Source organism: Pseudomonas fluorescens, assembly GCF_041354075.1.
Lineage (GTDB): Bacteria > Pseudomonadota > Gammaproteobacteria > Pseudomonadales > Pseudomonadaceae > Aquipseudomonas > Aquipseudomonas fluorescens_CE.
Genome location: NZ_JARZGC010000013.1, coordinates 26737 through 48425 on the forward strand (window position 1 = coordinate 26737; position 21689 = coordinate 48425).

Genomic DNA, 21689 nt, shown 5'->3' on the forward strand with positions numbered 1-21689 from the left:
GCGCCCTTAGGCAAATTGAATTGGCGACGGCCCCGCCCAATCAACAAACATGGGCGCAGCCAATCCGACGAGACAACCGCCATGAAGTTCGAAGCCGACACGCTGGTGCAACTGACCGAAGTGCTTAGACAGCACGGCATGCGCCTGGTCGCGGATGTCGCCTTCATCCGCGCGCCGTACCGGCATGATCATCGCTGGTTTTGTACCGTGGCGTAATCAGGCCCCGAGATGTGCGCCACTGCTGCTCAGGCGCACCACCTCCTGCTGCACGAAATCCGTGAACAGCTTGACCCTGATGGGTGTGTTCACACCAAACCCGTGCACGGCATGCAGCTCCAGTGCTGGTAACGTCTGGTCAGGCAAGAGCTGCACCAGGCGCCCCTCCTGCAGATCCTGCTGGACGATGCAGCGCATCAGGTAGGCAACGCCCATGCCGTCGAGGGCTGCGGTGCGCAGGCCAAAACCCGAATCGAGGCCGATTCGGCCTTTCGGCAACAACGTTTCACCGCTGGCGAAAACGATCGGCAGCGTGCGACCACCCAACTGATAGCGTACGAATGGCAGGTGGCGCAGATCTGCGACGGTCTGCGGATGTCCTTGCGCCTGGAGAAGTCCGGGAGACGCTACCAGCACCATGTCCATCCGAGCCAGCGTACGGGCTCGCAGGTTGCTGTCGCCCAGCGCTCCCACCCGGAAAATCACGTCATAGCCTTCGGTGATCAGGTCGACGTGGTGATCCTGCAGGTTGAGATCGACCTCCAGGTCCGGATGCTCCACCAGAAACGACGCGCCAATTGCCGGCAGCAGCAGGCGACCCAGCTCGCTGGGCAGGCTCACCCGCAGATGCCCGCGCACACTTCCGGTGGGCCTGATCGCATCCCCGGAGTCTTCAAGCGCACGCAACAACGGCGCCACACGTTCGAAAAACAGGTGGCCGTCGGGCGTCAGGCTGAGGGTCCGGGTCGAGCGCCGAAACAGCGTGACATTGAGCTGTTTTTCCAGGCGTGCAATGCCTTTGGAAATGGCCGAAGGCGTCGTGCCGAGCTGGCGCGCCGCGGCACTGAAGGAACCGGCCTCCACCACCCGGACAAAGGCAATGAGGCGGCTCGACTGACTTAACAGGCTGGACATCTTGTGACTCCCAAGCACAACTGATGTGCCAGATTCTGGACTGGTGACGCAGACGACGCGCCGGATAATACGCCGAATCATCAATGATCGGAGTCAGCGAATGAAGCGTCTGGAAGGTAAAACAGCCGTCATCACAGGTGGCAACAGCGGGATCGGCCTGGCCAGCGCCTGCCTGTTCGCCCGGGAAGGCGCACAGGTGATTGTTACGGGCCGGCGTAAGGCAATCCTGGATCAGGCCATCGAGGCCATCGGTCATGGCGCCATTGCCATCGAGGGCGATGTGGCCAGCCTGGAACATCACGAGAGCGTTGCCGCGCAGGTCAAAGCACGCTTCGGCGCACTGGATATCTACATGGCCAACGCCGGGGTCATCTCCCTGCAGCCCACGGCGCAGGTGTCGCCGGACGATTACGACACCCAGTTCAACATCAACACCCGGGGCGTGTTCTTTGGCGTGCAGTCGATCACCCCGCTGCTGCGTGACGGTGCCAGCGTGATCCTGACCAGCTCCCTGGCCGCCACCAAGGTCCTGGAGCATCACGCGGTCTATGCCGGCAGCAAGGCGGCCATTGCGGCGTTCGCTCGCAGTTGGGCACTGGAACTGCGGGCACGCCGCATCCGCGTCAATGTGCTGAGCCCGGGGCCGGTCGACACCGCGATCATCGGCAAACTGGGTGTGTCCGATGAACAGCGTCCGGACTTTCTCAAGATGCTGGGTGAGATGATCCCCGCCGGCAGACTGGGCGAGGCCGACGAACTGGCGCGTGCCGCGCTGTACCTGGCCTCGGACGACAGCGCGTTCGTCAACGGCATCGAACTGCTGGTCGATGGCGGGATGTCCCTGACCTGAGGGGACAAGGCCACTTTGCCTGTCGTCGATCCCGCTGCGGTCTGCCAGAATCGGCGGCACACCTTCAACGACAAGTCCTGGCCCATGTCCCTACGCGCGCTTCGCACCCTGCTTGCCATCGCTCAACACGGCTCGTTCGTCCAGGCCGCGCAGAGTGTGCACCTGACGCAATCGGCTGTCAGTCTGCACATCAAGGCGCTGGAAGAAGAATTCAACACGTCGTTGTTCGACCGTTCGCGCCGGCTGCCGGTCCTGACCGACGCCGGCCACGTGGCCGTGGAGCGTGCACGGGAGATCGTCGCGCTCTACGACAGCATCGCGGCGGAAATTGGCGGCGACAGCGAGCTGCGTGGGCGATTGAAGATCGGCGTGATCCCTACAGCGCTCACCAGCACCCTGCCCCGGGCGCTGGCCGCATTGGGTGTCGAGCAGCCCCACCTGCGCATCACCGTGGCGTCGGGAATGTCCGCCGACCTGGCGACACGGGTGGAGGCCGGCGAACTCGACGTGGCGATCACCACTGAACCGGTCAAGCCTCATCCCTATGGTCTTGTCAGTACGACGCTGTACGAGGAAGGATTCTGGATCATCGCACCGGTTTCGCTGGCCAGCCTGGAAGACCGGCCCCTGCTGGAGCAGCACCCGTTCATACGCTTTGACCGCAGGGCCTGGGCCGGGCGCACCATCGAACGCGACCTGCGGCGGATGCGCCTGCGGGTGCAGACCACCATGGAGCTGGACAGCCAGGAAGCGATTACCCAGATGGTCACGCAGCAACTGGGGGTCGCGGTGGTGCCCCTCTCCAACCGCAACCTGGCGCAGCTCAGCCACCTCGAGATTCGTCCGTTCGGTTCGCCGCAACGCACGCGCCGCGTGGTGCTGCTCGAGCGCGAGGACCGTCCCCGCGCACGCCTGGCGGCGGCCCTGGCGAGAGTGATCCAGAAACAGACAGCCGCCGATCAACCATGAGAAATACTTGTTGATCGCTGGATTATTAATCGATTTTATTTCTGAGTCACTGCTTTTACCGTAGTGCCTGTCCACACGCCAACGGCAGGTCCCATGCACACCCGCTCCAAGACACCCCATTTCTGCGAAGCTGTTGACCGTTCGCCACTGACACGTCGAGCCCCGCGAACCCGCCAGGTGCACTCATGATTGCCGAGCTTTTGCTGGCGCTTGTGCCCATCGCCGTGCTCATCGGCCTGGGGGCGTGGCTCAAGCACCGTCAGTTCCTGGCCGAGACGTTCTGGTCGCAGGCCGAACGCCTGGGTTACTACGTGCTCCTGCCCGCGTTGTTCCTGCACGGGTTGTCGACCGCCAAACTGGATGACGTGCCCGTCCAGGGCATGATCGTCGCCCTGGTGTTTTCCACGCTGACGGTGGCCGTCCTGCTCGTTGGTGCTCGCCCGTTCCTCAAGGGTAACGACCCGGCGTTCACCTCGGTTTTCCAGGGCGGCGTGCGCTTCAACAATTACGTGGGCGTCTCTGCGGCGGCCGGCCTGTTCGGCGCCCAGGGCATCGCGTTGGCCGCAGTGGCCAATGCAGCCATCGTCCCGACCGTGAACATCCTGTGTGTGCTGGTGTTTGCGCGGTATGGCGCTGGCGGGCGGATGTCGGCGGCAAAGGTGGCGAAGCAGGTGGCACTCAACCCGCTGGTGCTGGCCTGTTTTGGCGGCATCCTGCTCCAGGCGTTGAACCTCGGGCTCCCCGTGGGCATCGAGCCGGCGGTCAAGGCGCTGGGCATGGCGTCGCTACCGCTGGGTTTGCTCTGCGTCGGCGCCGCCCTGGAACTGGGTGCCGTACGCAGTTGGGTGCGTCCGCTGGCGTACTCCTCCGCGTTCAAGTTCCTGCTGATGCCTGTCGTCACCGTACTGGCCTGTCGAATGGCGGGCCTGGACGGAAAGGCAGCGATCGCCGCGCTGGTGTTCCAGGCCCTGCCCACCGCGTCATCGTCCTACATCATGGCGCGACAACTGGGTGGAGACGCACCGCTCATGGCCGGCATCATCGCCAGTCAGACCTTGCTGGCCGGTGTGGCCCTGCCGGCTGCGGTGGTGGTCTTGTCACCGTGGATCTGAAACCACAAAGGGCAGGATCGCGATCGTTCATCGCGTGCGCTTGTACTCCCGAGGATCGATCCCCCACTTGCGCAGCCGCGACGCCAGCGTGGTCGGCTTGAGGCCCAGCAGCTGCGCAGCCCCACCCTCGCCGGACACCTTGCCCGCCGTGCGTTGGAGCATCGCCACTGCATTTGACCGCAGTTTGAGCTGCAGCAATTCGTCGGCGACGGGCTCGCCCGCCTCAGGCGGCTCAACGGCGATCGAACTCTGAATCCGTGCTCCGGCCACCAGCAGATCGTCGAAACGCAGACGTCCGTCTTGGGAAACGATCATCTGCCGCTCGATCACGTTTTCCAGTTCGCGAATATTGCCCGGCCACGGGTAGCGTTTTAGCAGCTCCACTTGCGCCAGCGGCAGGCGCACCCCCGTCTTGTTGAACGCCAGGGACGCCCGGCGCAGGAAATGGCCGGCGAGAAGCGGAATGTCGTCGATTCGTTCGCGCAGCGGCACCGAGCGCACCGGGAACACATTGAGGCGGAAATACAAATCTTCGCGAAACCGTCCTTCGGCAATCATCGCTCGCAAATCACGGTTGGTCGCGGCAATGACCCGCACGTCCACCGCCTGGGTAACGTTGTCACCGACCCGCTCGAACTGCTGATCCTGGAGCACCCGTAGCAATTTGCTTTGCAACTCCAGCGGAATCTCGCCCACCTCATCGAGAAACAGCGTGCCGCCATCAGCCAGTTCGAAGCGGCCCATGCGGGCATTCACGGCGCCGGTGAAGGCCCCTTTGACGTGGCCAAAAAACTCGCTCTCGAACAGATCCCTCGGAATGGCCGCGCAGTTGACCCGAATCAGCGGACGGTCGCTGCGCCGGCTGCTGGCGTGGATGGCCCGGGCAATCAGTTCCTTGCCGGTGCCCGACTCGCCATTGATCAGCACGTTGGCATCGGTCGGCGCCACGAGCTCGATCTGGCGAATCAGGTGCAACACCGCCGGGCTCTCGCCGACGATCTCATGGTGGTTGCGCTCGGCCTTGATCTCTTCCTGAAGGTACTGGTTCTCCACCTCCAGGCGCTGCTTGAGCTGTTCGACTTCATTCAGTGCCTCACGCAGGCGCTGCTCGGCGCGCTGGCGCTCGCGAATATCGCGAAACAGCACCACCGCACCCACCAGCCGGCCCATCTCGAAGATCGGCGTGCTGGTGTATTCGACGGCGATGGCTTCGCCGCTCTTGTGCCAGAACACTTCGTTATCGACCCGATGCACCTGCCCGTCGCTGAAGGACGCATGGATGGGACACTCCTGAACCGCAAAGCAGGAGCCGTCGCGGTGACTGTGATGGAACAGTTGGTGCGCGTCGTGGCCCACCATATCGGCGGCGCTCCAGCCGAGGATGCGCTCCGCCGCCGGGTTGATGAACGTGGTCTGGCCCTTGGCATCCAGTCCGTAAATGCCCTCGCCGACCGCGCCAAGGATCAGCCGGTTCTGCTGCTCGATGCGCTCGAAGACCTGGGAAATGCGCTCCCACCCCACATGGCCGAGACGGTGCTGTCGCCGCGCTTCCGAACGGTTACGCCGCGTTTCCAGCAGGTCACGGCGCTGGACGGTGAACAGGATGCGCCGTCCATCGGCCAACGCGTTGGCGCTCACCTCCACCGCGTGTTGCCGACGGCTCATGTCGACCAGCATCAGGTCATCCGACCAGGCTTGGCCCTGGGTCAGCGTCTCATCGCTGAAGCTGACCCACAGCGACAGGCCTTCGCCGAGAAAATGACTGAAGCGCAAAGGGATTTCATCGTCGCGGGTACAGCCCAGCAATGCCAATGCAGCGAAGTTCGCCTGCAGCAGGGAATCACTCTGGGGATCGACCACCAGCATCGCCTGTGACGCGTGATCGATTGCTTCATCGTCGAAACCGGCACGGGTCATTGCGTTCACTCCTGGAGGTCATAGGGTCGCACAAAGAAAATACGAGATTTCGTTTTTTATTTCACCACATTTCGTAATTTACGAAATATCGTTACTTAACCCATTTTCGTGAGCCGAGATAAAACTTATATATTTCAACACGTTAAAGATAATTTTAAAGTTGGCACAACTCTCGCTTTGGGTAGATTCGCAAACGGCGAATACCCGCCATCTTTCGTCCACCCAAGAGAGTGAACTGCCCCATGAACAAAATCGAAATGCACCACACCATCATGGCCGCCAAGGCCCGCCTGAACCTGAGCTGGGAAAGCCTCGCCGATGCCGCGCAAAAAGCGCCGGTCTGGGTGGCCTCGGTCTGCTACGGGATGAACAGCGCCCCAGCGGACGTCGCCGCACGTATCTGCCAGGCGCTGGAGCTGGGTGACGAGGTGGCAGCGGCGATGACGGTATTCCCGACCAAGGGCTGGGACCAGGCCATTCCTCAGGACCCGCTGATCTATCGCCTGTACGAGCTGGTGGGCGTGTACGGCCCGACGCTCAAGGACGTGATTCAGGAAAAGTTCGGCGACGGCATCATGAGCGCGATCGACTTCTCCATGCATGTCGACAAGATCGAAGACCCCAAGGGCGACCGCGTGCTGGTCACCCTGAACGGCAAGTTCCTGCCTTACCGATCCTGGTAACGGCTTCATCTCATCGCACTCGCCGCCACCCACGCATGCCAAGGGGTCACCCAAATGTCCTATCTGCTTCCGTTTGAATTCGTCACCAAGATGCTCGATGCCGGCGAATCGAAGATTCACATGTCCACCCGGGACACGCTGATCCGCGCCTACATGGCCGGGGCGATCCTCGCGCTGGCGGCCGTGTTCGCCGTCACCATCGCGGTCCAGACCGGCTCGGCGCTGCTCGGTGCCGTGCTGTTTCCGGTGGGCTTTTCCATGCTCTACCTGATGGGCTTCGACCTGCTCACCGGCGTGTTCGTGCTGACGCCGCTGGCGCTGCTGGACAAGCGCCCCGGCGTCACGGTCAACCGGGTCCTGCAAAACTGGGGACTGGTGTTCCTCGGCAACTTCGCCGGTGCGCTGACCGTCGCCTTCATGATGGCGTTCATCTTCACCTACGGCTTCAACACCGCGCCAGGCGCCGTCGGCGAAAAGATCGCCAGCATCGGCGAAGCACGCACCTTGGGCTACGCGCATTACGGGGTGGCCGGCTGGATCTCGATTTTTCTGCGCGGCATGCTGTGCAACTGGATGGTGTCGATGGGTGTGGTGGGCGCGATGATTTCCACCTCGGTCAGCGGCAAGGTGATCGCCATGTGGATGCCGATCATGCTGTTCTTCTTCATGGGCTTCGAGCATTCGGTGGTGAACATGTTCCTGTTCCCGTCCGCGATGATCATGGGCGGCAACTTTTCAATCATGGACTACATGATCTGGAACGAGATTCCGACCGTACTGGGCAACCTGGTGGGCGGCCTGGCCTTCACCGGCCTGACGCTGTACAGCACGCATATCAGGACGGCAGCGAAGCGGGTGATTTGCTGAAAAGCCACTGCGCTGAGGGTGAGCGCCTGCAGGCGTAAACAGGCACGGGACGGGTTTACGACGATGGGCGCTCAGACACCGCGGCGAATCTGGTTCCCAGCGTTATCGTTGAGCCCATCGCCAGCAAGCTGGCTCCTACAGGTCTGGCGGTGTTATCCGTTCATCGCAGACCCCGGGTCACGCCGCCGAATCATCCTTGGCCCGCTCCCCCGCAGCCTGATCCGTCGCAATCACCGCATCGATCCCCCAGTCATTGGGCTCGGCCCAGTCCTCGCCGAACATTTCCACGGGGTGCATCGTTCGGTCGGCGCCGTTGCCGCAGGCCAGGGATTTCGCCGGGCAATACCGGTCACAGCCCCAGCAGATGCGCTCGGGGTGGCTGGGATTGACGGGGAAGTGCTTGGCCATGCCGATCTCCAGATCATCAAGGGGCGAATTCCCAGCCTACAACCCCGGACTTGAGTCGGCCTTGATGCAAATCAAGAATGAGCGCCCGATGCGCCCTACACGCTTCACGCTCCACGGGCTAAGCTTGTCTCGCCTGATACAGACCGGAGAGTCGTGATGCTCAACAAGAATCCTGCGCCAAATGCTTCTACTCCCCCGACGCTGTCGACCTGGGACGACAAGGACACCACTGCCTCTCTCGCCAGCGAAGCGTTCAACGCACCGCCGGCGCTGAGTAACGCCGAGCTGGTGCATTTGCGCGTGCGGGTGATTGCCCTGGAAAACCTGGTGATTGCCCTGCTGGCCGAAGGCTCGGAACGCCAGCGTGAAGTGGCGCGGGAGATGGCTGATTTCATTTCCCCAAGACCCGGTTTCACCCAGCATCCCCTGACCGTTCACGCGGCAGACCATATGACCCACAGCGTGGATCGCGCCGATCGCTTCCGTCGACGTGATGAGCCGGCGGCTTAAATACTCAAAACTTGATAACAATCATTATTGTTCGCAGCAAAGCTTCCTAGACTCGGGTTCTTGTTCGTCAGTCCTCAGGAAGTCACCATGCGTACCCCGTTTTCGCTGTCACTCGCCCTGCTCCTGCTCGCACCGCTGGCCCACGCGAAGGAATACCCGATCGGTTCGCCACAGATGTGTGCGGGGCTGGAAGTCGGGGCGGTGTATTTGCAGCCGATTGAAATGGAGCCGGCAGGCATGATGCGCGCCACCGCCGATTCCGACGTGCACCTGGAAGCCGATATCCGTGCCACTGCGGACAATCGCAACGGCTTTCAGGAAGGCAGCTTCGTGCCTTACCTCAACGTGTCCTTCAAACTGAAGAAAGTCGGCAGCGAGTCGGAACTCAAGGGCGACTTCCACGCCATGGTTGCCAATGACGGCCCGCACTATGGCGATAACGTCAAGCTGCTCGGCCCTGGCAAATACCAGCTGACCTTCACCCTCCTACCGCCCGGCGGGCATGCCTCACTGGGCCGTCACACCGACAAGGAAACCGGCGTCGCCCCATGGTTCGAACGTTGCGAGCTGAACTACGAGTTCGTCTACGCCGGCATCGGTAAAAAGGGCGGCTACTGACATGAAGCGTCTGCCGCTCGCCTGGCTGCTGGCCGCAGCCTTGGCGCCGCAGGCCGCCCTGGCCGAACTGCCGACCTATGAACTGAGCCTCAACGATGGTCACTTCACCCCCGCCGTGCTCGAAGTGCCGGCGGGACAGCGCTTCAAGATCATCCTGAAGAACATCGGCCAGGGCCCCGCCGAGTTCGAAAGCACGCCGTTGCGGGTGGAAAAGGTGCTGTCGCCCGGCGTGACCACCTTCGTGGTCATCCACCCGCTGCGGCCCGGTCAATACCCGTTCTTCGACGAGTTCAACCTGCAATTGCCCGAAGGCAGCCTCCTCGCGAAATAACCCGACATGTACGGAGCGTTCATGAATCAATCAATGTTCATCGTCTGGCGGGAAAGCGTCGAGGCACTGCTGGTGATCGGTATCCTCCAGGCCTGGATCAGCCAGCAGCAACAGGACCAGCGGCTGACCCGGTTTCTCTGGGCCGGTGTGGTGCTTGGACTGATGTTCTCGGGGCTGCTGGCCGGGGCGATCCTGTGGGCGGGCAACGCCATGAGCGGGGCCGGCAGCGAGTGGTTCCAGGCCGCCCTTGCGCTGATCGCCAGCCTGCTGATCGTGCAAATGGTCCACTGGATGCGCCGCCACGGGCGCACGCTCAAACAGGATTTGCTGCGCGATGCCAGCAGCAAAATTTCCCGTCAAGGTGGCTGGGGCCTGTTGCTGTTGGCGCTGCTGGCGGTCAGCCGAGAAGGCAGTGAAACCGTGGTGTTCCTGTATGGCGCCGGTGCGCAACTGCGCGGTCCCCAGCTCGGCCTGTTCGCCATCGGCGGTGCGTTCGGGCTGGTGCTATCGGCGCTGACCATCACTCTGCTGCACGGCAGTCGTCGGTTCATTTCCTGGCAACGCTTCTTCGCCATCAGCGAGACCATTTTGCTGATGCTTGGCGCGGCGCTGCTGGTCAGTGCCGTCGAGCGCATCGGTGGCCAACTGCTCGGCATGGACATGCCCGAAGTGGTTTACAACCTCGCCGGCGACGCCCTGTGGGACAGCAACGCCTTGCTCGGTGACAGCCACGGTCTCGGCGGTTTCCTCGCCAGTTTTGCCGGTTACCGGGCAACACCCAGTACCCTGACCGTGCTGGCGTGGGTCGGTTACTGGCTGATCGTCGGTGGCTGGCTGCGCCACCGCAGCACGGAAAAACTCCCATGCCTGAACTGACCTGGCGCAATCGATGGCTGCAGCGCGCGGGAGACGGGATGCGTCGCCACGCGCGGGTCATCCGCGTGGTGCAGTGGTTCGTCGTGCTGTTCTACGCATCATTGCTGGTGATACCGGCGCTGTTACCGTTGCCGGACAGTCAGGCGCGGATGCTCGACAACCTGACCCTGTTCGCGCAGTTTCTGTTCTGGGGCATCTGGTGGCCGTTCGTGTTGCTGTCCATCGCGCTGTTCGGCCGACTCTGGTGCGGCGTGCTGTGCCCGGAAGGTTCGCTCAGCGAATGGGCCAGCCAGTACGGCAAAGGCATGGGGGTGCCGCGCTGGGTGCGCTGGGGCGGCTGGCCCACCCTGGCGTTTTGCCTGACCACCCTTTATGGGCAGCTGATCAGCGTCTATGACTACGCACAGGCGGCGCTGTTGATCCTCGGCGGTTCCACTGTGGCGGCCGTTGCCGTCGGCTTGCTGTTCGCCCGTGGCAAGCGCATCTGGTGCCGCTACCTGTGCCCGGTCAGCGGCGTCTTCGCCCTGCTCGCCCGCCTGGCGCCGGTGCACTTTCATGTCGATGAACAACGCTGGGTGGCAAACACCGCGCCGCGTCTGCCTCCGCCCAACTGCGCACCGCTGCTGGATATCCGCCGCCTGCGCGGCGCCAGTGACTGCCATGCCTGCGGACGCTGCAGCGGACAACGTGGCGCGGTGCAGTTGATCGCCCGCTCAAGCAATCAGGAAATTCTGCAGTCGACGGCGCAAAGCGTTTCGGCCTGGGATGTGCGCCTGCTGCTGTTTGGCGTGATCGGCCTGGCAATGGGGGCGTTTCAGTGGACCGTCAGCCCCTGGTTCATCGCTCTCAAGCAAACCCTTGCGCAATGGCTGGTGGAACACGATCACCTGGGGGCCCTGGAGGACAATGCGCCTTGGTGGCTGCTCACCCATTATCCGCAGCTCAATGACAGCTTCAGCTGGCTCGATGGTTTCAGCATCATCGCCTACCTGGGTTTGAGTTCGCTGATTCTGGGTATGGCGTTGATGATCCTCATGCGCCTGGCTGCAAGCCTGGCCGGCGATCCTGCACTGTATTGGCCCCTGGCGCTGACCTTGACGCCCCTTGGTGGTGCCGGGCTGTTTCTTGGACTGTCGGCAACCACGGTGAAACTGCTGCGCTATGAGGGGTTGTTGCTGGACTGGGTGCAACCGGCGCGGGCATGTTTGCTGGTGGCGGCACTGGGTTGGAGCCTGCTGCTGGGATGGAAACGGCTGCACCGGGAAAGCCTTTCGTTGTCAAGGCTGGCTGCGGCGGAAGCCTGCCTGTTGCTGGCCAGTGCTTTGATCGGTTGCGGCTGGTGGTTGCAGTTCTGGGGATGGGCTTGACTCTGTGGGCGTCGGGTTGCTCGCGAGGCGGCAGAACAGCTGACTCCGGTGCTGAATGTACCGCCGCCTTCGCGAGCAAGCCCGTTCCCACAGGTTTTTGGGTGATCCCGGATGCTGTGAACCGCACAAAACACTTTGGGAGCGGGCTTGCCCGCGATAGCGGTAGACCTTTCGCCGCCCTGCTGGATTTGCCCACCCCACCAATTCATGTCTTGAACCGCGCCACCGTCTGGTGCAGGTCACCGGCCATCTGCGCCAGTTCCTGGCCGGCGCTGTCGGTGTGCTGGGCGCCGAGCAGGACCTGTTCGGAGAAGCTGCGGATGCTCACCAGGTTGCGGTCCACCTCACGGGCGACCAGCGCCTGTTGTTCGGTGGCACTGGCGATCATCAGGTTGCGCTCATTGATCTGCGAGATGGACCGGGTGATTTCATCCAGCGCCTCGCCCGAGCGTTGCGCCACTTCCAGGGCGACCCGAACACGCTCGCTGCTGCCCTGCATCGCCGTCACTGCCTGCCCGGTATCCTCGCGCACGTTGTCGATCATCTGCTCGATTTCCCGCGTCGACTCCTGAGTGCGATGCGCCAGCGCCCGCACTTCATCGGCAACCACCGCAAAACCGCGCCCGGCATCCCCGGCGCGCGCGGCTTCGATGGCGGCATTGAGGGCCAGCAGGTTGGTCTGCTCGGCGATGCTGCGGATCACATCGAGCACCTTGCTGATGCCCTGGACCCGGCCGGCCAGTTGTTCGATGCGCTGCGAGGTGTCGCTCACGCCATGGGCCAGCTCGCCAATCGAGGCCACCGTTTCCTGCACCTGTTCACGTCCTCGGTGCGCGGTGATTTCAGACTGCCGGGAGGCTTCGGAGGTGCTCACCGCATTGCGCGCCACTTCATCCACTGCGGCGGTCATCTGGTTGACGGCGGCAGCGGCCTGCTCGATCTCCTGCCCCTGCAATTGCAGGTTGCTGGACGTCTGGCTGCTGACCGCACTCAGCTCTTCGGACGAACTGGCGACCCGGTCCACCGAGCCGGCGATGTGCCGGACCATGGCGTTGAGGCTTTGCTGCATCTGGTGCATGTTCATCATCACGCTGCCGTCGGCACTCGATGTCCTGGGCACGTCGATCGTCAGGTCGCCCTCGGCGATCTGGCTCAAGACCCGCGCCGCAGCATCCGGTTCGCCTCCCAAGGGTCGGGTGACACTGCGGGTGACAACGACCGCCGCCGTGATGACCAGCCCCATGCACAGAACAAACAAGCCGAACATGGTGCGCTGGGCGTCGCTGTACAGTTGCTGCGCCGCCCGCTCACGGTCGGCGAAGATTTTTCCTTGCAGCGCCATCACGGCGTCCAGGCTGCGATACACCTCGGCTTCGGCCGGTACGACCTTGTCCTTCAACTGCGCCCTGGCTTCATCGAGCGCCCCCTGGCGGATCAAGACCTGCACTTGGGTGAACGCTGCAACGTAGGCTTCACGGTGTTTTTTGAGGGTCAGGTACGCGGCCTTGCCTTCGGGCAAGTCGAACAACGGCGCCAGGGTTTCGAAGGCCTGGGTGATGCGTTGCTTGGTGGCGTCGATTGCCTGGAACGAGGGCTGGTGGTCTTCGTTGATCAACAGGTCGCGGGTATGTTTGGCGTTGTCGCGCACGCCGGTGGCAATGACCATCAGCGGCTCGATCTTCGGCCAGTCCTGCTCGACGATGATGGCCGCCTGGTCCTTGAGGATTGCCATGTCGCGCAAGCCCTCGAAAGCCATGCCGATCAGTGCCAGCGGCGCAATGGCGAAGCCGATGACGATGCGTTGTGCGGTCGTTAATTTAGCCATATCAAATGCTCCCCGTTTGATACCTGCCCGATGGGCAGCGCATTTGAACTTCATGGTGGGTGCTGCATTGTTCTGCGCTGTCCCTGATCACCCCCGCAATACGAAGACTGGAAACAGCTCGCGCATCGCGTCCCAGAGATCGGGTAGCAAAGCTTGTGCCGAGACGCTCGACAACAGCGGATCGAACATCCGTTCGGTACGCACCAGTTGCACGGCGAAGCGTTTGACGCCCAGCGCGCTCAAGCGCTGCGCCATGAGCAACAGACGTTGCGGCTCGAACAGATGCCAGTGCACGGTGGTGCGGCATTCGTAGTCGACGCCGCTGGCCAGCAGGTGCTCCAGGCTGCGCCAGTTGGCGGTGCCGCTGCCCTCGACCCCGGTGATGGCCTGACAATCCTCGGGTAATGCCTTGACGTCGAAACCCACCCAATCGGCGCCCTCCAGCGCCCTGGCAAATGCTGTCGGCTTGATCCCGGCGCTGTGCAGGCCGATGCGAAAACCCATCTCCCGCACTTCATCCATGGCGCCGCGCAAGCTGTCCTGCAAGGTCGGTTCGCCACCGCTGAACACCACCGCATCGAGCAGGTCCTGGCGACGTTGCAGAAACGCGATCACCCGCCGCCAATCCACTTCCTCGGTGCCCCGGGGCGGGATCAGTTGCGGGTTATGGCAGTAACGACAACGCCAGGCGCAGCCCTGACAAAACAGCACGCAGGCGAGCTGCCCCGGATAGTCGATGGTGGTCAGGGGCACCATGCCCCCGACCCGGATCACTCGACTCATTGACGCCCGGCCAACGACGCGCCTTCAGTGAAATGCACCCGCTCGCGGTGCTCGGACTGTTTGCCGGGATTGAACGCCGACACCGGACGGTGGTAGCCCATCACGCGGGTCCAGACTTCGCAACGTTGACGTTGAGCCTGTGGCAGGGTTTGCGATGCAGTCATGGTGAAGCTCCTTGCGGTTGAGTGGATCGGAATCAATGAAGATTGGCGGCCTTCTGCTCCTTGAGCAGCAGGGCTTCGTCGCATTTCGGGCAGAACTCGTGCTCGCCATCGAGGTAGCCGTGGACCGGGCAGATCGAGAACGTCGGCGTCACGGTCAGGTACGGCAGGCGAAAGCGCCCCAGCGCCTTGCGCACCAACTGCTTGCAAGCCTGGGTGGAGGAAATCCGCTCGGCCATGTACAGGTGCAGGACCGTGCCGCCGGTGTATTTGCATTGCAGTTCGTCCTGCAGCTCCAGGGCCTCGAACGGGTCTTCGGTGTAGCCCACCGGCAGTTGCGAGGAGTTGGTGTAATACGGCGCCTGGGGGCTGCCGGCCTGGAGGATCTCGGGATAGCGCTTGAGATCTTCCTTGGCGAAGCGGTAGGTGGTGCCCTCCGCTGGCGTCGCTTCGAGGTTGTAGAGGTGACCGGTTTCCTCCTGGTAGCGCAGCAAGGTGGCGCGGACATGGTCGAGTACGTTCAGCGCGAACTGACGGCCCTTCTCGGTGTGCATGCCTTCCTGGTCATCGGTGAAATTGCGCAGCATTTCGTGCAGGCCATTCACGCCAATGGTCGAGAAGTGATTGCGCAAGGTGCCCAGGTAACGCTTGGTGTAGGGGTACAAACCGGCGTCCATGTGCCGCTGGATCACCTTGCGCTTGACCTCCAGGCTTTCCATCGCCAGCTCCATCAGCGTGTCCAGACGCTGCAACAGACCGCTGGTGTTGCCCTTGAACACATGCCCCAGGCGCGCGCAGTTGAGGGTCACCACCCCCAGCGAACCGGTCTGTTCGGCCGAACCGAACAGGCCGCCGCCGCGCTTGAGCAACTCGCGCACATCCAGCTGCAAGCGGCAGCACATCGAGCGCACCTGGTTGGGCTGCATGTCCGAATTGAGGAAATTCTGGAAATACGGCAGGCCATAACGCGCGGTCATCTCGAACAGGCGGTCGGCGTTTTCGCTGTCCCAGGGGAAGTCATGGGTGATGTTGTAGGTCGGGATCGGGAATGTGAACACCCGGCCCTTGGCGTCGCCGGCCTGCATCACTTCGATGTAGGCGCGGTTGAGCAGGTCCATTTCCACTTGCAGGTCGCCGTAGGCAAACGGCATTTCCTCACCACCGATCACCGGGATCTGCTCCTTGAGGTCCTGCGGGCAGACCCAGTCGAAGGTCAGGTTGGTGAAGGGTGTCTGGGTGCCCCAGCGCGACGGCACGTTGAGGTTGTAGATGAACTCCTGGATCGCCTGGCGCACCTCGTCGAAGCTCAGTTGATCCTTGCGCACATAGGGCGCCAGGTAGGTGTCGAACGAGCTGAACGCCTGAGCACCGGCCCATTCGTTTTGCAGGGTGCCGAGGAAGTTGACCATCTGCCCCAGGGCGCTGCTCAAGTGCTGCGGCGGGCCGGCTTCAACCCGTCCCGGCACACCGTTGAGGCCTTCATGCAAGAGCGTGCGCAGCGACCAGCCGGCGCAGTAGCCAGCGAGCATGTCGAGGTCGTGTACGTGCAGGTCCGCCTCGCGGTGCGCCTGGCCGATGGCCTCGCTGTAGACCTCGTCCAGCCAGTAGTTGGCGGTGACCTTGCCCGACACGTTCAACACCAGCCCGCCCAGGGAATAGCCCTGGTTGGCGTTGGCCTGCACGCGCCAGTCTTCACGGTCCAGGTACTCGTTCATCGAGGTCGCGACCTCGACCATGGTTCGACGGTCACGGCGCAGACGCCCGTGCTGTTCGCGGTAGACGATATAGGCGCGCATCGCGAAGAAGTAACCGGCGTCCATCAGGACCCGCTCGACCCGGTCCTGAACCTGCTCGACGTGCAGCCTCGACATGCCCTCCAGGCGGGCGAGAACCGCCTCGAGCAAGCCTTCGACTTCGACGTCGGTGTATTCCCCGGTCGCTTTGCCCGCAGCAATCAATGCCTGACGGATCTTGTTGGCATCGAAGGCGACCAGGTCGCCATTGCGCTTGTGCAAGCGGTTACATCCCACTGAGATCAGCGTGCTCTGCATTCGGCCTCCAAACACTACATATTGATTTTTAGTCATTAAAAAACACAAGATGCAGTGAAGGGTACGGACAAAACGCTGATGTGCAATTGATCGACATCAAGATTCGCCGGTGAAAAAAAGCCGCTCGAAAGCGGCGAGGAAGGGAGGGAAAAGGATGCGAGGTCGCCTCCAGGCGACATCGGTGAGGGTGCTGATGGCCTGTTCGCGAGCAGGCTCCCCACACGGTTTCGTGTTCGTTTCAAGCGCCTGCGTCTGACTCAATATCTGCGAGTCGTTTCACCCTCCACTCATGTTCATGAACCGCACGACCTGCACCTCACCTTGCGGGGTGAAGTCATGGCGCAGGGGTTTGCCGCGCAGGGCCTTTTGCACGGCGTTGATCACCGGCTGGTCCTCCAGCGGATAGCGGCGCAGCAGCCCGCGCAGGTCCAGAGCATCGTCCTGACCGAGGCAGAGCAGCAGCTTGCCTTCCACGGTCATGCGCACCCGATTGCAGGTGCCGCAGAAGTTGTGGCTGTTGGGCGAGATGAAACCGATGCGTGTCTCGGGATGACGCTCCAGGCGTACATAGCGCGCCGGCCCGCCACTGTTTTCCGTGCTGTCGAGCAGCCGATGGTGGCGGGCAATCTCTGCCCTCACCTCTTCGCTGGAACAGAACGATTCACCGCGCGAGCGGCCGACATCGCCCAGGGGCATCTCCTCGATGAAACTGATGTCGATGCGCTGGTCGATGGCGTACTGCACCAGCGCCGGCACCTCGTCGAAGTTGCGCCCCTTCATCACCACACAATTGAGCTTGATCCGTTCGAACCCCGCATCACGCGCCGCTTCGATGCCGTTGAGCACCTGATCGAGGTCGCCGATCCGGGTGATCGCGCGAAATTTGTGCGGGTCCAGGCTGTCGAGGCTGATGTTCATGCGTTTCACACCCGCCTCCACCAGTGGCCGCGCCAGCCGGCCCAGTTGCGAGCCGTTGCTGGTCATCACCAGTTCGCGCAAACCGGGCAATGCGGCGATGTTGCGGCACAGGTCGACGATGCCCGGACGGATCAACGGCTCGCCGCCGGTGAGGCGGATCTTGCGCACGCCCATGCCGACGAACAACGTGGCCAGGCGCTGCAATTCCTCCAGCGTGAGCACCTGCTGACGCGGCAGGAAGGTCATGGTTTTCGCCATGCAATACACACAGCGAAAATCACACCGGTCCGTCACCGACATCCGCAGATAGTCGATCTGCCGCCCAAAACCATCCTGCATCACAGCGTTCATCACGTCTCCCGGTTTGCCCGATGCTTACTGCACCAAAGGTGAGTCGGCACCCTGCAATCGAATGCCGCGAACGTCCGCCGCGCCGATCAGGGTTTGCAGGTACTGCACCAGGGCTTTTTGCCAGACCCCCTGCTGCAACTGGGTGCGAATCGCCGTCGCCACCGCCTCATAAGGCAACGGCTGGCCTTCGATGCGCTGATCGACGCTGATCACGTGCCAGCCATAACGGCTTTCCAGCGGCTTGCCCGCCAAGCCCGGGGCCAGGGTGAACAACTGACGTTCCAGCTCGGGCACGGTCTGGCCCTTGCTGATCTGGCCCAGCGACCCGCCCTGCTCCTTCGACGGACAGGCCGAATACTTCAAGGCCAGCTCGGCGAAGCTGCCGGGGAAATCCTGCAGCCGCTGCAACAGCACTTCAGCCTGATCATGGGCAACGCCCCGCGCTTCGGCATCGTCCGGCGCGCATTCGAGCAGGATGTGCCGCACCGCCAGCAACGGTGCGCTGTGAAAACGCGCCCGATTGCTGTCGTAGTAGCGCCGACTGGTCACCTCATCCAGCTCTGGCACCTGTACCTCGCGCTCGAGCAACAGCCGCGTGGCCGCCTCCTCTTCGTTCTCGCCGGCACCGATCTCGAGCGACAGCCCGAGCTCGGCGATGCGCTGCTGCAACAATTCGCGGATGACCAACGCCCTGGCGGCCAGGTACACCGCCTCTTCGCGACTGTCTGCCGGGTGATATTGCAGCTCCTGGGCCATCGCTTCCGGGGTGATCAGCACCTCGTTGACGCTGATGATCGGCCATTCCTGCTCACTGCTGGCGATCAACTGAGCCGGAGCCTTTTCGACCGCCGCCGGTTCTGCCGCGAGCGCTTCGAACTGCGCCGCTGCCACCGGTGCGACCTCGAGCACTTCCTCGGTCACCCTGGAAGAACCGCAGCCACCGCCGCCCCCACCACCGCCGCCACATCCACAACCTGACATGAAGACCTCCTCAGAATTTCTGCCGAACGATTTGATAACGACGCCCCAGGTACCAGACCGGCGCGCTGACGATGTGCACCAGACGGGTGAACGGGAACAACACGAACAGAGTCAGGCCCAGGAATACATGGAGCTTGTAGGTCAAGCCCACCGGGGCGATGGACGCCGCCGCTTCCATTGGCCGCAGCATCACGGTGTTCTGCGCCCAGTCGGCTAGCATCACCATCACCGAGCCATCCATGTGCGCGGTCGACGCGACGATGGTCAGCAGCCCGAGCAGCAACTGCGCCAGCAGCACGAACAGGATCAGGATGTCCGACGTGCTGGACGTGGCGCGGACCCGCGGGTCGGTCAGGCGACGCTTGATCAGCATCAGCAGGCCGATCAGGCACAGCAGACCGAAGAAGCCGCCGGACACCATGGCCAGCAATTGCTTGTGCTCGGTGCTGATCACGTGGTGATAGATCGACGCCGGAGTCAGCAGGCCGACAAAGTGCCCGGCCAGCACGAACAGCACGCCGACGTGGAAGAAGTTGCTCGCCACGCGCATGCCGCGCCCGTTGAGCATCTGGCTGGAACCGGCCTTCCAGGTGTACTGCGAAAGGTCGAACCGCGCCCAGCTGCCGATCAGGCAAATCGCCAACGCGACGTAGGGATAGATCCCGAACACCAACAGATTCCATTTAGACATTGCGTGCCTCCTCGGCTGGCGCTGTGGCCAGCCCTTCATGCTGAAAATCCACCCAGTGCAACGGCACTGCGCTTTCTTCCCGGGCCTTGCCCGGTGCGCTTGGCAGTGCGCCGCAGCGCTCCTGCTGCTCGGCCTTGAGGAAATCCACGGCCTCCTCTTCCCAGATCTTGTCGAGGGCTTCGAGGGAGTCGTCACGCACCTCGGCGGCGACCTGCTCGCGCAGATCGGCCACGGCCTGATGGGGTTCGGACCCGGCAATCTGCAGCAGTGCCCGGAAGCAACTGGCGTAGGCGCTTTCGCGCTCCTCCAGGCGTGCTGCGAGCAGGGCCAGCAAGTGCGCGACATCGGCCAGGCCCTCGCGGGCCTCGTCGTCTTCGCGGGTGGAGAGAAACTCCAGGTACAGCGGGATGTAGTCCGGCAGCTCCTTGACGCCGATGGCGAAACCGGCCTCTTCGTACTGCGCCATCATGTCGACCATGGCCTGACCGCGATCGCGGGACTCGCCGTGCACGTGCTCGAACAGCAGCAGCGACAGCGAGCGGCCCCGGCCGAACAGCGCACCGTAGTGCTCCTGGCCATCCATCAGGTCGTTGGCGCAGATCAACTCCAGCAACTCGAACAGCGCGCCACGTTGTTTCGGGCTGATTTCCCGGGACTGGTGGATCGCCTGCTCCAGCTCGTCGCGGCCGTTGACCAGGGTCTCGGTCGGATAGTCGAGCAACAACGAAATCACTTTGAGGATTTGCATGCTCAGTCCTCCCACAACTGGACGGTTTTGAGGATGTCGCGGCGGTTGGCCTTCTTCGCCCCGAACATGTTGGTGTCGGAGCTGCCACTGCAACCGCTGCCAAAGCTGAAGCCGCAACCGGAACGTTCGGCAAACGCGTCGCTCATGGCGTCTTCACGGTGCGCGCTCGGCACCACGAAACGATCCTCGTAGTTGGCGATGGCCAGGTAGCGATACATCTCCTCGACCTGGCCCACGTTCAAGCCGACATCGGCCAGCACTTGCAGGTCCTTGACCCCGTCGACCTGCTCGGAACGTTTGTAGGCACGCATCGCGAGCAAACGCTTGAGGGCGCGCTTGACCGGTTTTTCGTCGCCGGCGGTCAGCAGGTTGGCCAGGTACCGCAACGGAATCCGCAGGCTGTCGACATCCGGGATCACGCCGTTCATGCCGACGGTGCCGGCCTCGGCCGCGTTCTGGATCGGCGACAGTGGCGGTACGTACCAGACCATCGGCAAGGTGCGGTATTCCGGGTGCAGCGGCAGTGCGAGTTTCCAGTCCACGGCCATCTTGTAGACCGGCGAACGCTGGGCCGAGTCGATCACCGACTGCGGAACGCCATCGGCCAGGGCCTGGCGAATCACGGCCGGGTCGTTCGGATCGAGGAAGATCTCCAGTTGTTTCTCGTACAGGTCCTGCTCGTTGGCGGTGCTCGCCACTTCGCTGATGCGGTCGGCGTCGTACAGCAACACGCCGAGGTAGCGGATACGCCCGACGCAGGTCTCGGCGCAGACGGTCGGCATACCGGCTTCGATCCGCGGGTAGCAGAAGATGCACTTCTCGGATTTGCCGCTTTTCCAGTTGAAGTAGATCTTCTTGTACGGGCAGCCGCTGATGCACATCCGCCAGCCACGGCACTTCTCCTGGTCGATCAGGACGATGCCGTCTTCCTCACGCTTGTAGATCGCGCCGCTCGGGCACGAGGCCGCGCACGCCGGGTTGAGGCAGTGCTCGCACAGGCGCGGCAGGTACATCATGAAGGTGTTTTCGTACTCGCCGTAGATGTCCGCCTGGATCTTGTCGAAGTTCTTGTCCTTGCGACGCTTGGCGAATTCGGTGCCGAGGATTTCTTCCCAGTTCGGGCCCCACTCGATTTTTTCCATGCGCTTGCCGCTGACCAGCGAGCGTGGGCGCGCCACCGGCTGGTGTTCCCCCAGCGGCGCGGTGTGCAGGTGCTGGTAATCAAAGTCGAACGGCTCGTAGTAGTCGTCCAGGCTGGGCAGGTCCGGGTTGGCGAAAATGTTCGCCAGCACGCGGAATTTGCCCCCGATGCGCGGGTTGATCGACCCGTTGGCGTTACGGATCCAGCCGCCCTTCCACTTGTCCTGGTTTTCCCATTCTTTCGGGTAGCCGATGCCGGGCTTGGTCTCGACGTTGTTGAACCAGGCGTATTCCATGCCTTCGCGGCTGGTCCAGACGTTTTTGCAGGTGATCGAGCAGGTATGGCAGCCGATGCATTTGTCCAGGTTCAGGACCATGCCGATTTGTGAGCGAATCTTCAT

The 21689-nt window shown here is 62.7% G+C and carries 23 protein-coding genes and 1 pseudogene; 11 read left to right on the forward strand and 13 right to left on the reverse strand.

The features are described from left to right. Positions 1-81 precede the first annotated feature (81 nt). The gene (locus QIW53_RS17425) at positions 82-216 is read left to right on the forward strand and encodes a hypothetical protein (protein ID WP_371050841.1); all 135 of its coding nucleotides are present in this window, start codon (positions 82-84) and stop codon (positions 214-216) included. Here QIW53_RS17425 and QIW53_RS17430 read toward each other — a convergent pair whose 3' ends face one another. Beyond that, positions 217-1131: a LysR family transcriptional regulator gene (locus QIW53_RS17430; protein WP_371050842.1), complete on the reverse strand. Its 915-nt coding sequence runs from the start codon at positions 1129-1131 to the stop codon at positions 217-219. Between the two features lie 100 nt (positions 1132-1231). Here QIW53_RS17430 and QIW53_RS17435 point away from each other — a divergent pair, with 100 nt between their 5' ends. From QIW53_RS17435 to QIW53_RS17445, 3 genes are all read left to right on the forward strand, one after another. After that, positions 1232-1981: an SDR family oxidoreductase gene (locus tag QIW53_RS17435; RefSeq protein ID WP_371050843.1), complete on the forward strand. Its 750-nt coding sequence runs from the start codon at positions 1232-1234 to the stop codon at positions 1979-1981. Positions 1982-2065: 84 nt separating this feature from the next. Continuing rightward, positions 2066-2950: a LysR substrate-binding domain-containing protein gene (locus QIW53_RS17440; protein WP_371050844.1), complete on the forward strand. Its 885-nt coding sequence runs from the start codon at positions 2066-2068 to the stop codon at positions 2948-2950. 185 nt (positions 2951-3135) lie between these two features. Further along, complete coding sequence (locus tag QIW53_RS17445; protein WP_371050846.1) at positions 3136-4062, forward strand: AEC family transporter; 927 nt, start codon at positions 3136-3138, stop codon at positions 4060-4062. 27 nt (positions 4063-4089) lie between these two features. On the opposite strand, the gene QIW53_RS17450 is transcribed toward QIW53_RS17445, so the two are convergent. Next, entirely contained in the window at positions 4090-5979 is a 1890-nt protein-coding gene (locus tag QIW53_RS17450; RefSeq protein WP_371050847.1) for a sigma 54-interacting transcriptional regulator, read from the reverse strand. Positions 5980-6221: 242 nt separating this feature from the next. On the opposite strand from QIW53_RS17450, the gene cynS reads away from it, so the two are divergent. Continuing rightward, complete coding sequence (gene cynS, locus QIW53_RS17455) at positions 6222-6662, forward strand: cyanase (RefSeq protein WP_371050848.1); 441 nt, start codon at positions 6222-6224, stop codon at positions 6660-6662. Positions 6663-6716: 54 nt separating this feature from the next. Next, positions 6717-7529, forward strand: coding sequence for a formate/nitrite transporter family protein (locus QIW53_RS17460; RefSeq protein ID WP_192308207.1), 813 nt, complete (start codon positions 6717-6719; stop codon positions 7527-7529). Positions 7530-7706: 177 nt separating this feature from the next. Here QIW53_RS17460 and QIW53_RS17465 read toward each other — a convergent pair whose 3' ends face one another. Next, complete coding sequence (locus QIW53_RS17465; protein WP_371050849.1) at positions 7707-7937, reverse strand: DUF3079 domain-containing protein; 231 nt, start codon at positions 7935-7937, stop codon at positions 7707-7709. Between the two features lie 156 nt (positions 7938-8093). Here QIW53_RS17465 and QIW53_RS17470 point away from each other — a divergent pair, with 156 nt between their 5' ends. From QIW53_RS17470 to QIW53_RS17490, 5 genes are all read left to right on the forward strand, one after another. Next, positions 8094-8447, forward strand: coding sequence for a hypothetical protein (locus QIW53_RS17470; protein WP_371050850.1), 354 nt, complete (start codon positions 8094-8096; stop codon positions 8445-8447). Positions 8448-8534: 87 nt separating this feature from the next. After that, positions 8535-9065: an iron transporter gene (locus QIW53_RS17475; protein WP_371050851.1), complete on the forward strand. Its 531-nt coding sequence runs from the start codon at positions 8535-8537 to the stop codon at positions 9063-9065. A gap of 1 nt (position 9066) precedes the next feature. Further along, positions 9067-9396, forward strand: coding sequence for a cupredoxin domain-containing protein (locus QIW53_RS17480; protein ID WP_371050852.1), 330 nt, complete (start codon positions 9067-9069; stop codon positions 9394-9396). A gap of 21 nt (positions 9397-9417) precedes the next feature. Further along, positions 9418-10272: an FTR1 family iron permease gene (locus tag QIW53_RS17485; RefSeq protein WP_371050853.1), complete on the forward strand. Its 855-nt coding sequence runs from the start codon at positions 9418-9420 to the stop codon at positions 10270-10272. Then, the gene (locus tag QIW53_RS17490; RefSeq protein WP_371050854.1) at positions 10260-11639 is read left to right on the forward strand and encodes a 4Fe-4S binding protein; all 1380 of its coding nucleotides are present in this window, start codon (positions 10260-10262) and stop codon (positions 11637-11639) included. Before QIW53_RS17485 ends, QIW53_RS17490 begins: the two co-directional genes overlap by 13 nt. Before the next feature lie 205 nt (positions 11640-11844). On the opposite strand, the gene QIW53_RS17495 is transcribed toward QIW53_RS17490, so the two are convergent. From QIW53_RS17495 to narH, 10 genes and pseudogenes are all read right to left on the reverse strand, one after another. Continuing rightward, a complete protein-coding gene (locus QIW53_RS17495; protein WP_371050957.1) occupies positions 11845-12981 on the reverse strand; it encodes a methyl-accepting chemotaxis protein in 1137 nt (378 codons plus the stop codon). Then, positions 12973-13518 (reverse strand): annotated as a pseudogene (locus QIW53_RS17500) (MCP four helix bundle domain-containing protein); the annotation flags it as partial. The pseudogene QIW53_RS17500 and the gene QIW53_RS17495, both read right to left, overlap by 9 nt. Before the next feature lie 33 nt (positions 13519-13551). Continuing rightward, on the reverse strand, positions 13552-14247 hold the full coding sequence (locus QIW53_RS17505) for an anaerobic ribonucleoside-triphosphate reductase activating protein (protein WP_371050855.1): 696 nt from the start codon (positions 14245-14247) through the stop codon (positions 13552-13554). Beyond that, positions 14244-14411 (reverse strand): anaerobic ribonucleoside-triphosphate reductase, encoded by a 168-nt coding sequence (nrdD, locus tag QIW53_RS17510; protein ID WP_192308219.1) that lies wholly within the window; start codon positions 14409-14411, stop codon positions 14244-14246. Before nrdD ends, QIW53_RS17505 begins: the two co-directional genes overlap by 4 nt. Positions 14412-14443: 32 nt before the next feature. Continuing rightward, positions 14444-16459 carry a ribonucleoside triphosphate reductase gene (locus QIW53_RS17515; protein WP_371050856.1) on the reverse strand — a complete coding sequence of 672 codons (2016 nt, stop codon included), beginning with the start codon at positions 16457-16459 and terminating at the stop codon, positions 14444-14446. A 276-nt stretch (positions 16460-16735) separates the two neighbouring features. Beyond that, positions 16736-17728 carry a GTP 3',8-cyclase MoaA gene (gene moaA / locus QIW53_RS17520; protein ID WP_371050857.1) on the reverse strand — a complete coding sequence of 331 codons (993 nt, stop codon included), beginning with the start codon at positions 17726-17728 and terminating at the stop codon, positions 16736-16738. A 24-nt stretch (positions 17729-17752) separates the two neighbouring features. Continuing rightward, a complete protein-coding gene (locus tag QIW53_RS17525; RefSeq protein WP_371050858.1) occupies positions 17753-18709 on the reverse strand; it encodes a peptidylprolyl isomerase in 957 nt (318 codons plus the stop codon). A 10-nt stretch (positions 18710-18719) separates the two neighbouring features. Then, a complete protein-coding gene (gene narI / locus QIW53_RS17530) occupies positions 18720-19400 on the reverse strand; it encodes a respiratory nitrate reductase subunit gamma (RefSeq protein ID WP_371050859.1) in 681 nt (226 codons plus the stop codon). Next, on the reverse strand, positions 19393-20148 hold the full coding sequence (narJ, locus tag QIW53_RS17535) for a nitrate reductase molybdenum cofactor assembly chaperone (protein WP_371050860.1): 756 nt from the start codon (positions 20146-20148) through the stop codon (positions 19393-19395). Before narJ ends, narI begins: the two co-directional genes overlap by 8 nt. Positions 20149-20150: 2 nt before the next feature. Further along, the gene (gene narH, locus QIW53_RS17540; RefSeq protein WP_371050861.1) at positions 20151-21689 is read right to left on the reverse strand and encodes a nitrate reductase subunit beta; all 1539 of its coding nucleotides are present in this window, start codon (positions 21687-21689) and stop codon (positions 20151-20153) included.

Excerpts from the sequence above, each read along its gene's own strand:
- QIW53_RS17425 (WP_371050841.1), top strand. The coding sequence starts at position 82 with ATGAAGTTCGAAGCCGACACGCTGGTGCAACTGACCGAAGTGCTTAGA.
- QIW53_RS17430 (WP_371050842.1), bottom strand. The coding sequence starts at position 1,131 with ATGTCCAGCCTGTTAAGTCAGTCGAGCCGCCTCATTGCCTTTGTCCGG.
- QIW53_RS17435 (WP_371050843.1), top strand. The coding sequence starts at position 1,232 with ATGAAGCGTCTGGAAGGTAAAACAGCCGTCATCACAGGTGGCAACAGC.
- QIW53_RS17440 (WP_371050844.1), top strand. The coding sequence starts at position 2,066 with ATGTCCCTACGCGCGCTTCGCACCCTGCTTGCCATCGCTCAACACGGC.
- QIW53_RS17445 (WP_371050846.1), top strand. The coding sequence starts at position 3,136 with ATGATTGCCGAGCTTTTGCTGGCGCTTGTGCCCATCGCCGTGCTCATC.
- QIW53_RS17450 (WP_371050847.1), bottom strand. The coding sequence starts at position 5,979 with ATGACCCGTGCCGGTTTCGACGATGAAGCAATCGATCACGCGTCACAG.
- cynS (WP_371050848.1), top strand. The coding sequence starts at position 6,222 with ATGAACAAAATCGAAATGCACCACACCATCATGGCCGCCAAGGCCCGC.
- QIW53_RS17460 (WP_192308207.1), top strand. The coding sequence starts at position 6,717 with ATGTCCTATCTGCTTCCGTTTGAATTCGTCACCAAGATGCTCGATGCC.
- QIW53_RS17465 (WP_371050849.1), bottom strand. The coding sequence starts at position 7,937 with ATGGCCAAGCACTTCCCCGTCAATCCCAGCCACCCCGAGCGCATCTGC.
- QIW53_RS17470 (WP_371050850.1), top strand. The coding sequence starts at position 8,094 with ATGCTCAACAAGAATCCTGCGCCAAATGCTTCTACTCCCCCGACGCTG.
- QIW53_RS17475 (WP_371050851.1), top strand. The coding sequence starts at position 8,535 with ATGCGTACCCCGTTTTCGCTGTCACTCGCCCTGCTCCTGCTCGCACCG.
- QIW53_RS17480 (WP_371050852.1), top strand. The coding sequence starts at position 9,067 with ATGAAGCGTCTGCCGCTCGCCTGGCTGCTGGCCGCAGCCTTGGCGCCG.
- QIW53_RS17485 (WP_371050853.1), top strand. The coding sequence starts at position 9,418 with ATGAATCAATCAATGTTCATCGTCTGGCGGGAAAGCGTCGAGGCACTG.
- QIW53_RS17490 (WP_371050854.1), top strand. The coding sequence starts at position 10,260 with ATGCCTGAACTGACCTGGCGCAATCGATGGCTGCAGCGCGCGGGAGAC.
- QIW53_RS17495 (WP_371050957.1), bottom strand. The coding sequence starts at position 12,981 with ATGGCGCTGCAAGGAAAAATCTTCGCCGACCGTGAGCGGGCGGCGCAG.
- QIW53_RS17505 (WP_371050855.1), bottom strand. The coding sequence starts at position 14,247 with ATGAGTCGAGTGATCCGGGTCGGGGGCATGGTGCCCCTGACCACCATC.
- nrdD (WP_192308219.1), bottom strand. The coding sequence starts at position 14,411 with ATGACTGCATCGCAAACCCTGCCACAGGCTCAACGTCAACGTTGCGAA.
- QIW53_RS17515 (WP_371050856.1), bottom strand. The coding sequence starts at position 16,459 with ATGCAGAGCACGCTGATCTCAGTGGGATGTAACCGCTTGCACAAGCGC.
- moaA (WP_371050857.1), bottom strand. The coding sequence starts at position 17,728 with ATGAACGCTGTGATGCAGGATGGTTTTGGGCGGCAGATCGACTATCTG.
- QIW53_RS17525 (WP_371050858.1), bottom strand. The coding sequence starts at position 18,709 with ATGTCAGGTTGTGGATGTGGCGGCGGTGGTGGGGGCGGCGGTGGCTGC.
- narI (WP_371050859.1), bottom strand. The coding sequence starts at position 19,400 with ATGTCTAAATGGAATCTGTTGGTGTTCGGGATCTATCCCTACGTCGCG.
- narJ (WP_371050860.1), bottom strand. The coding sequence starts at position 20,148 with ATGCAAATCCTCAAAGTGATTTCGTTGTTGCTCGACTATCCGACCGAG.
- narH (WP_371050861.1), bottom strand. The coding sequence starts at position 21,689 with ATGAAGATTCGCTCACAAATCGGCATGGTCCTGAACCTGGACAAATGC.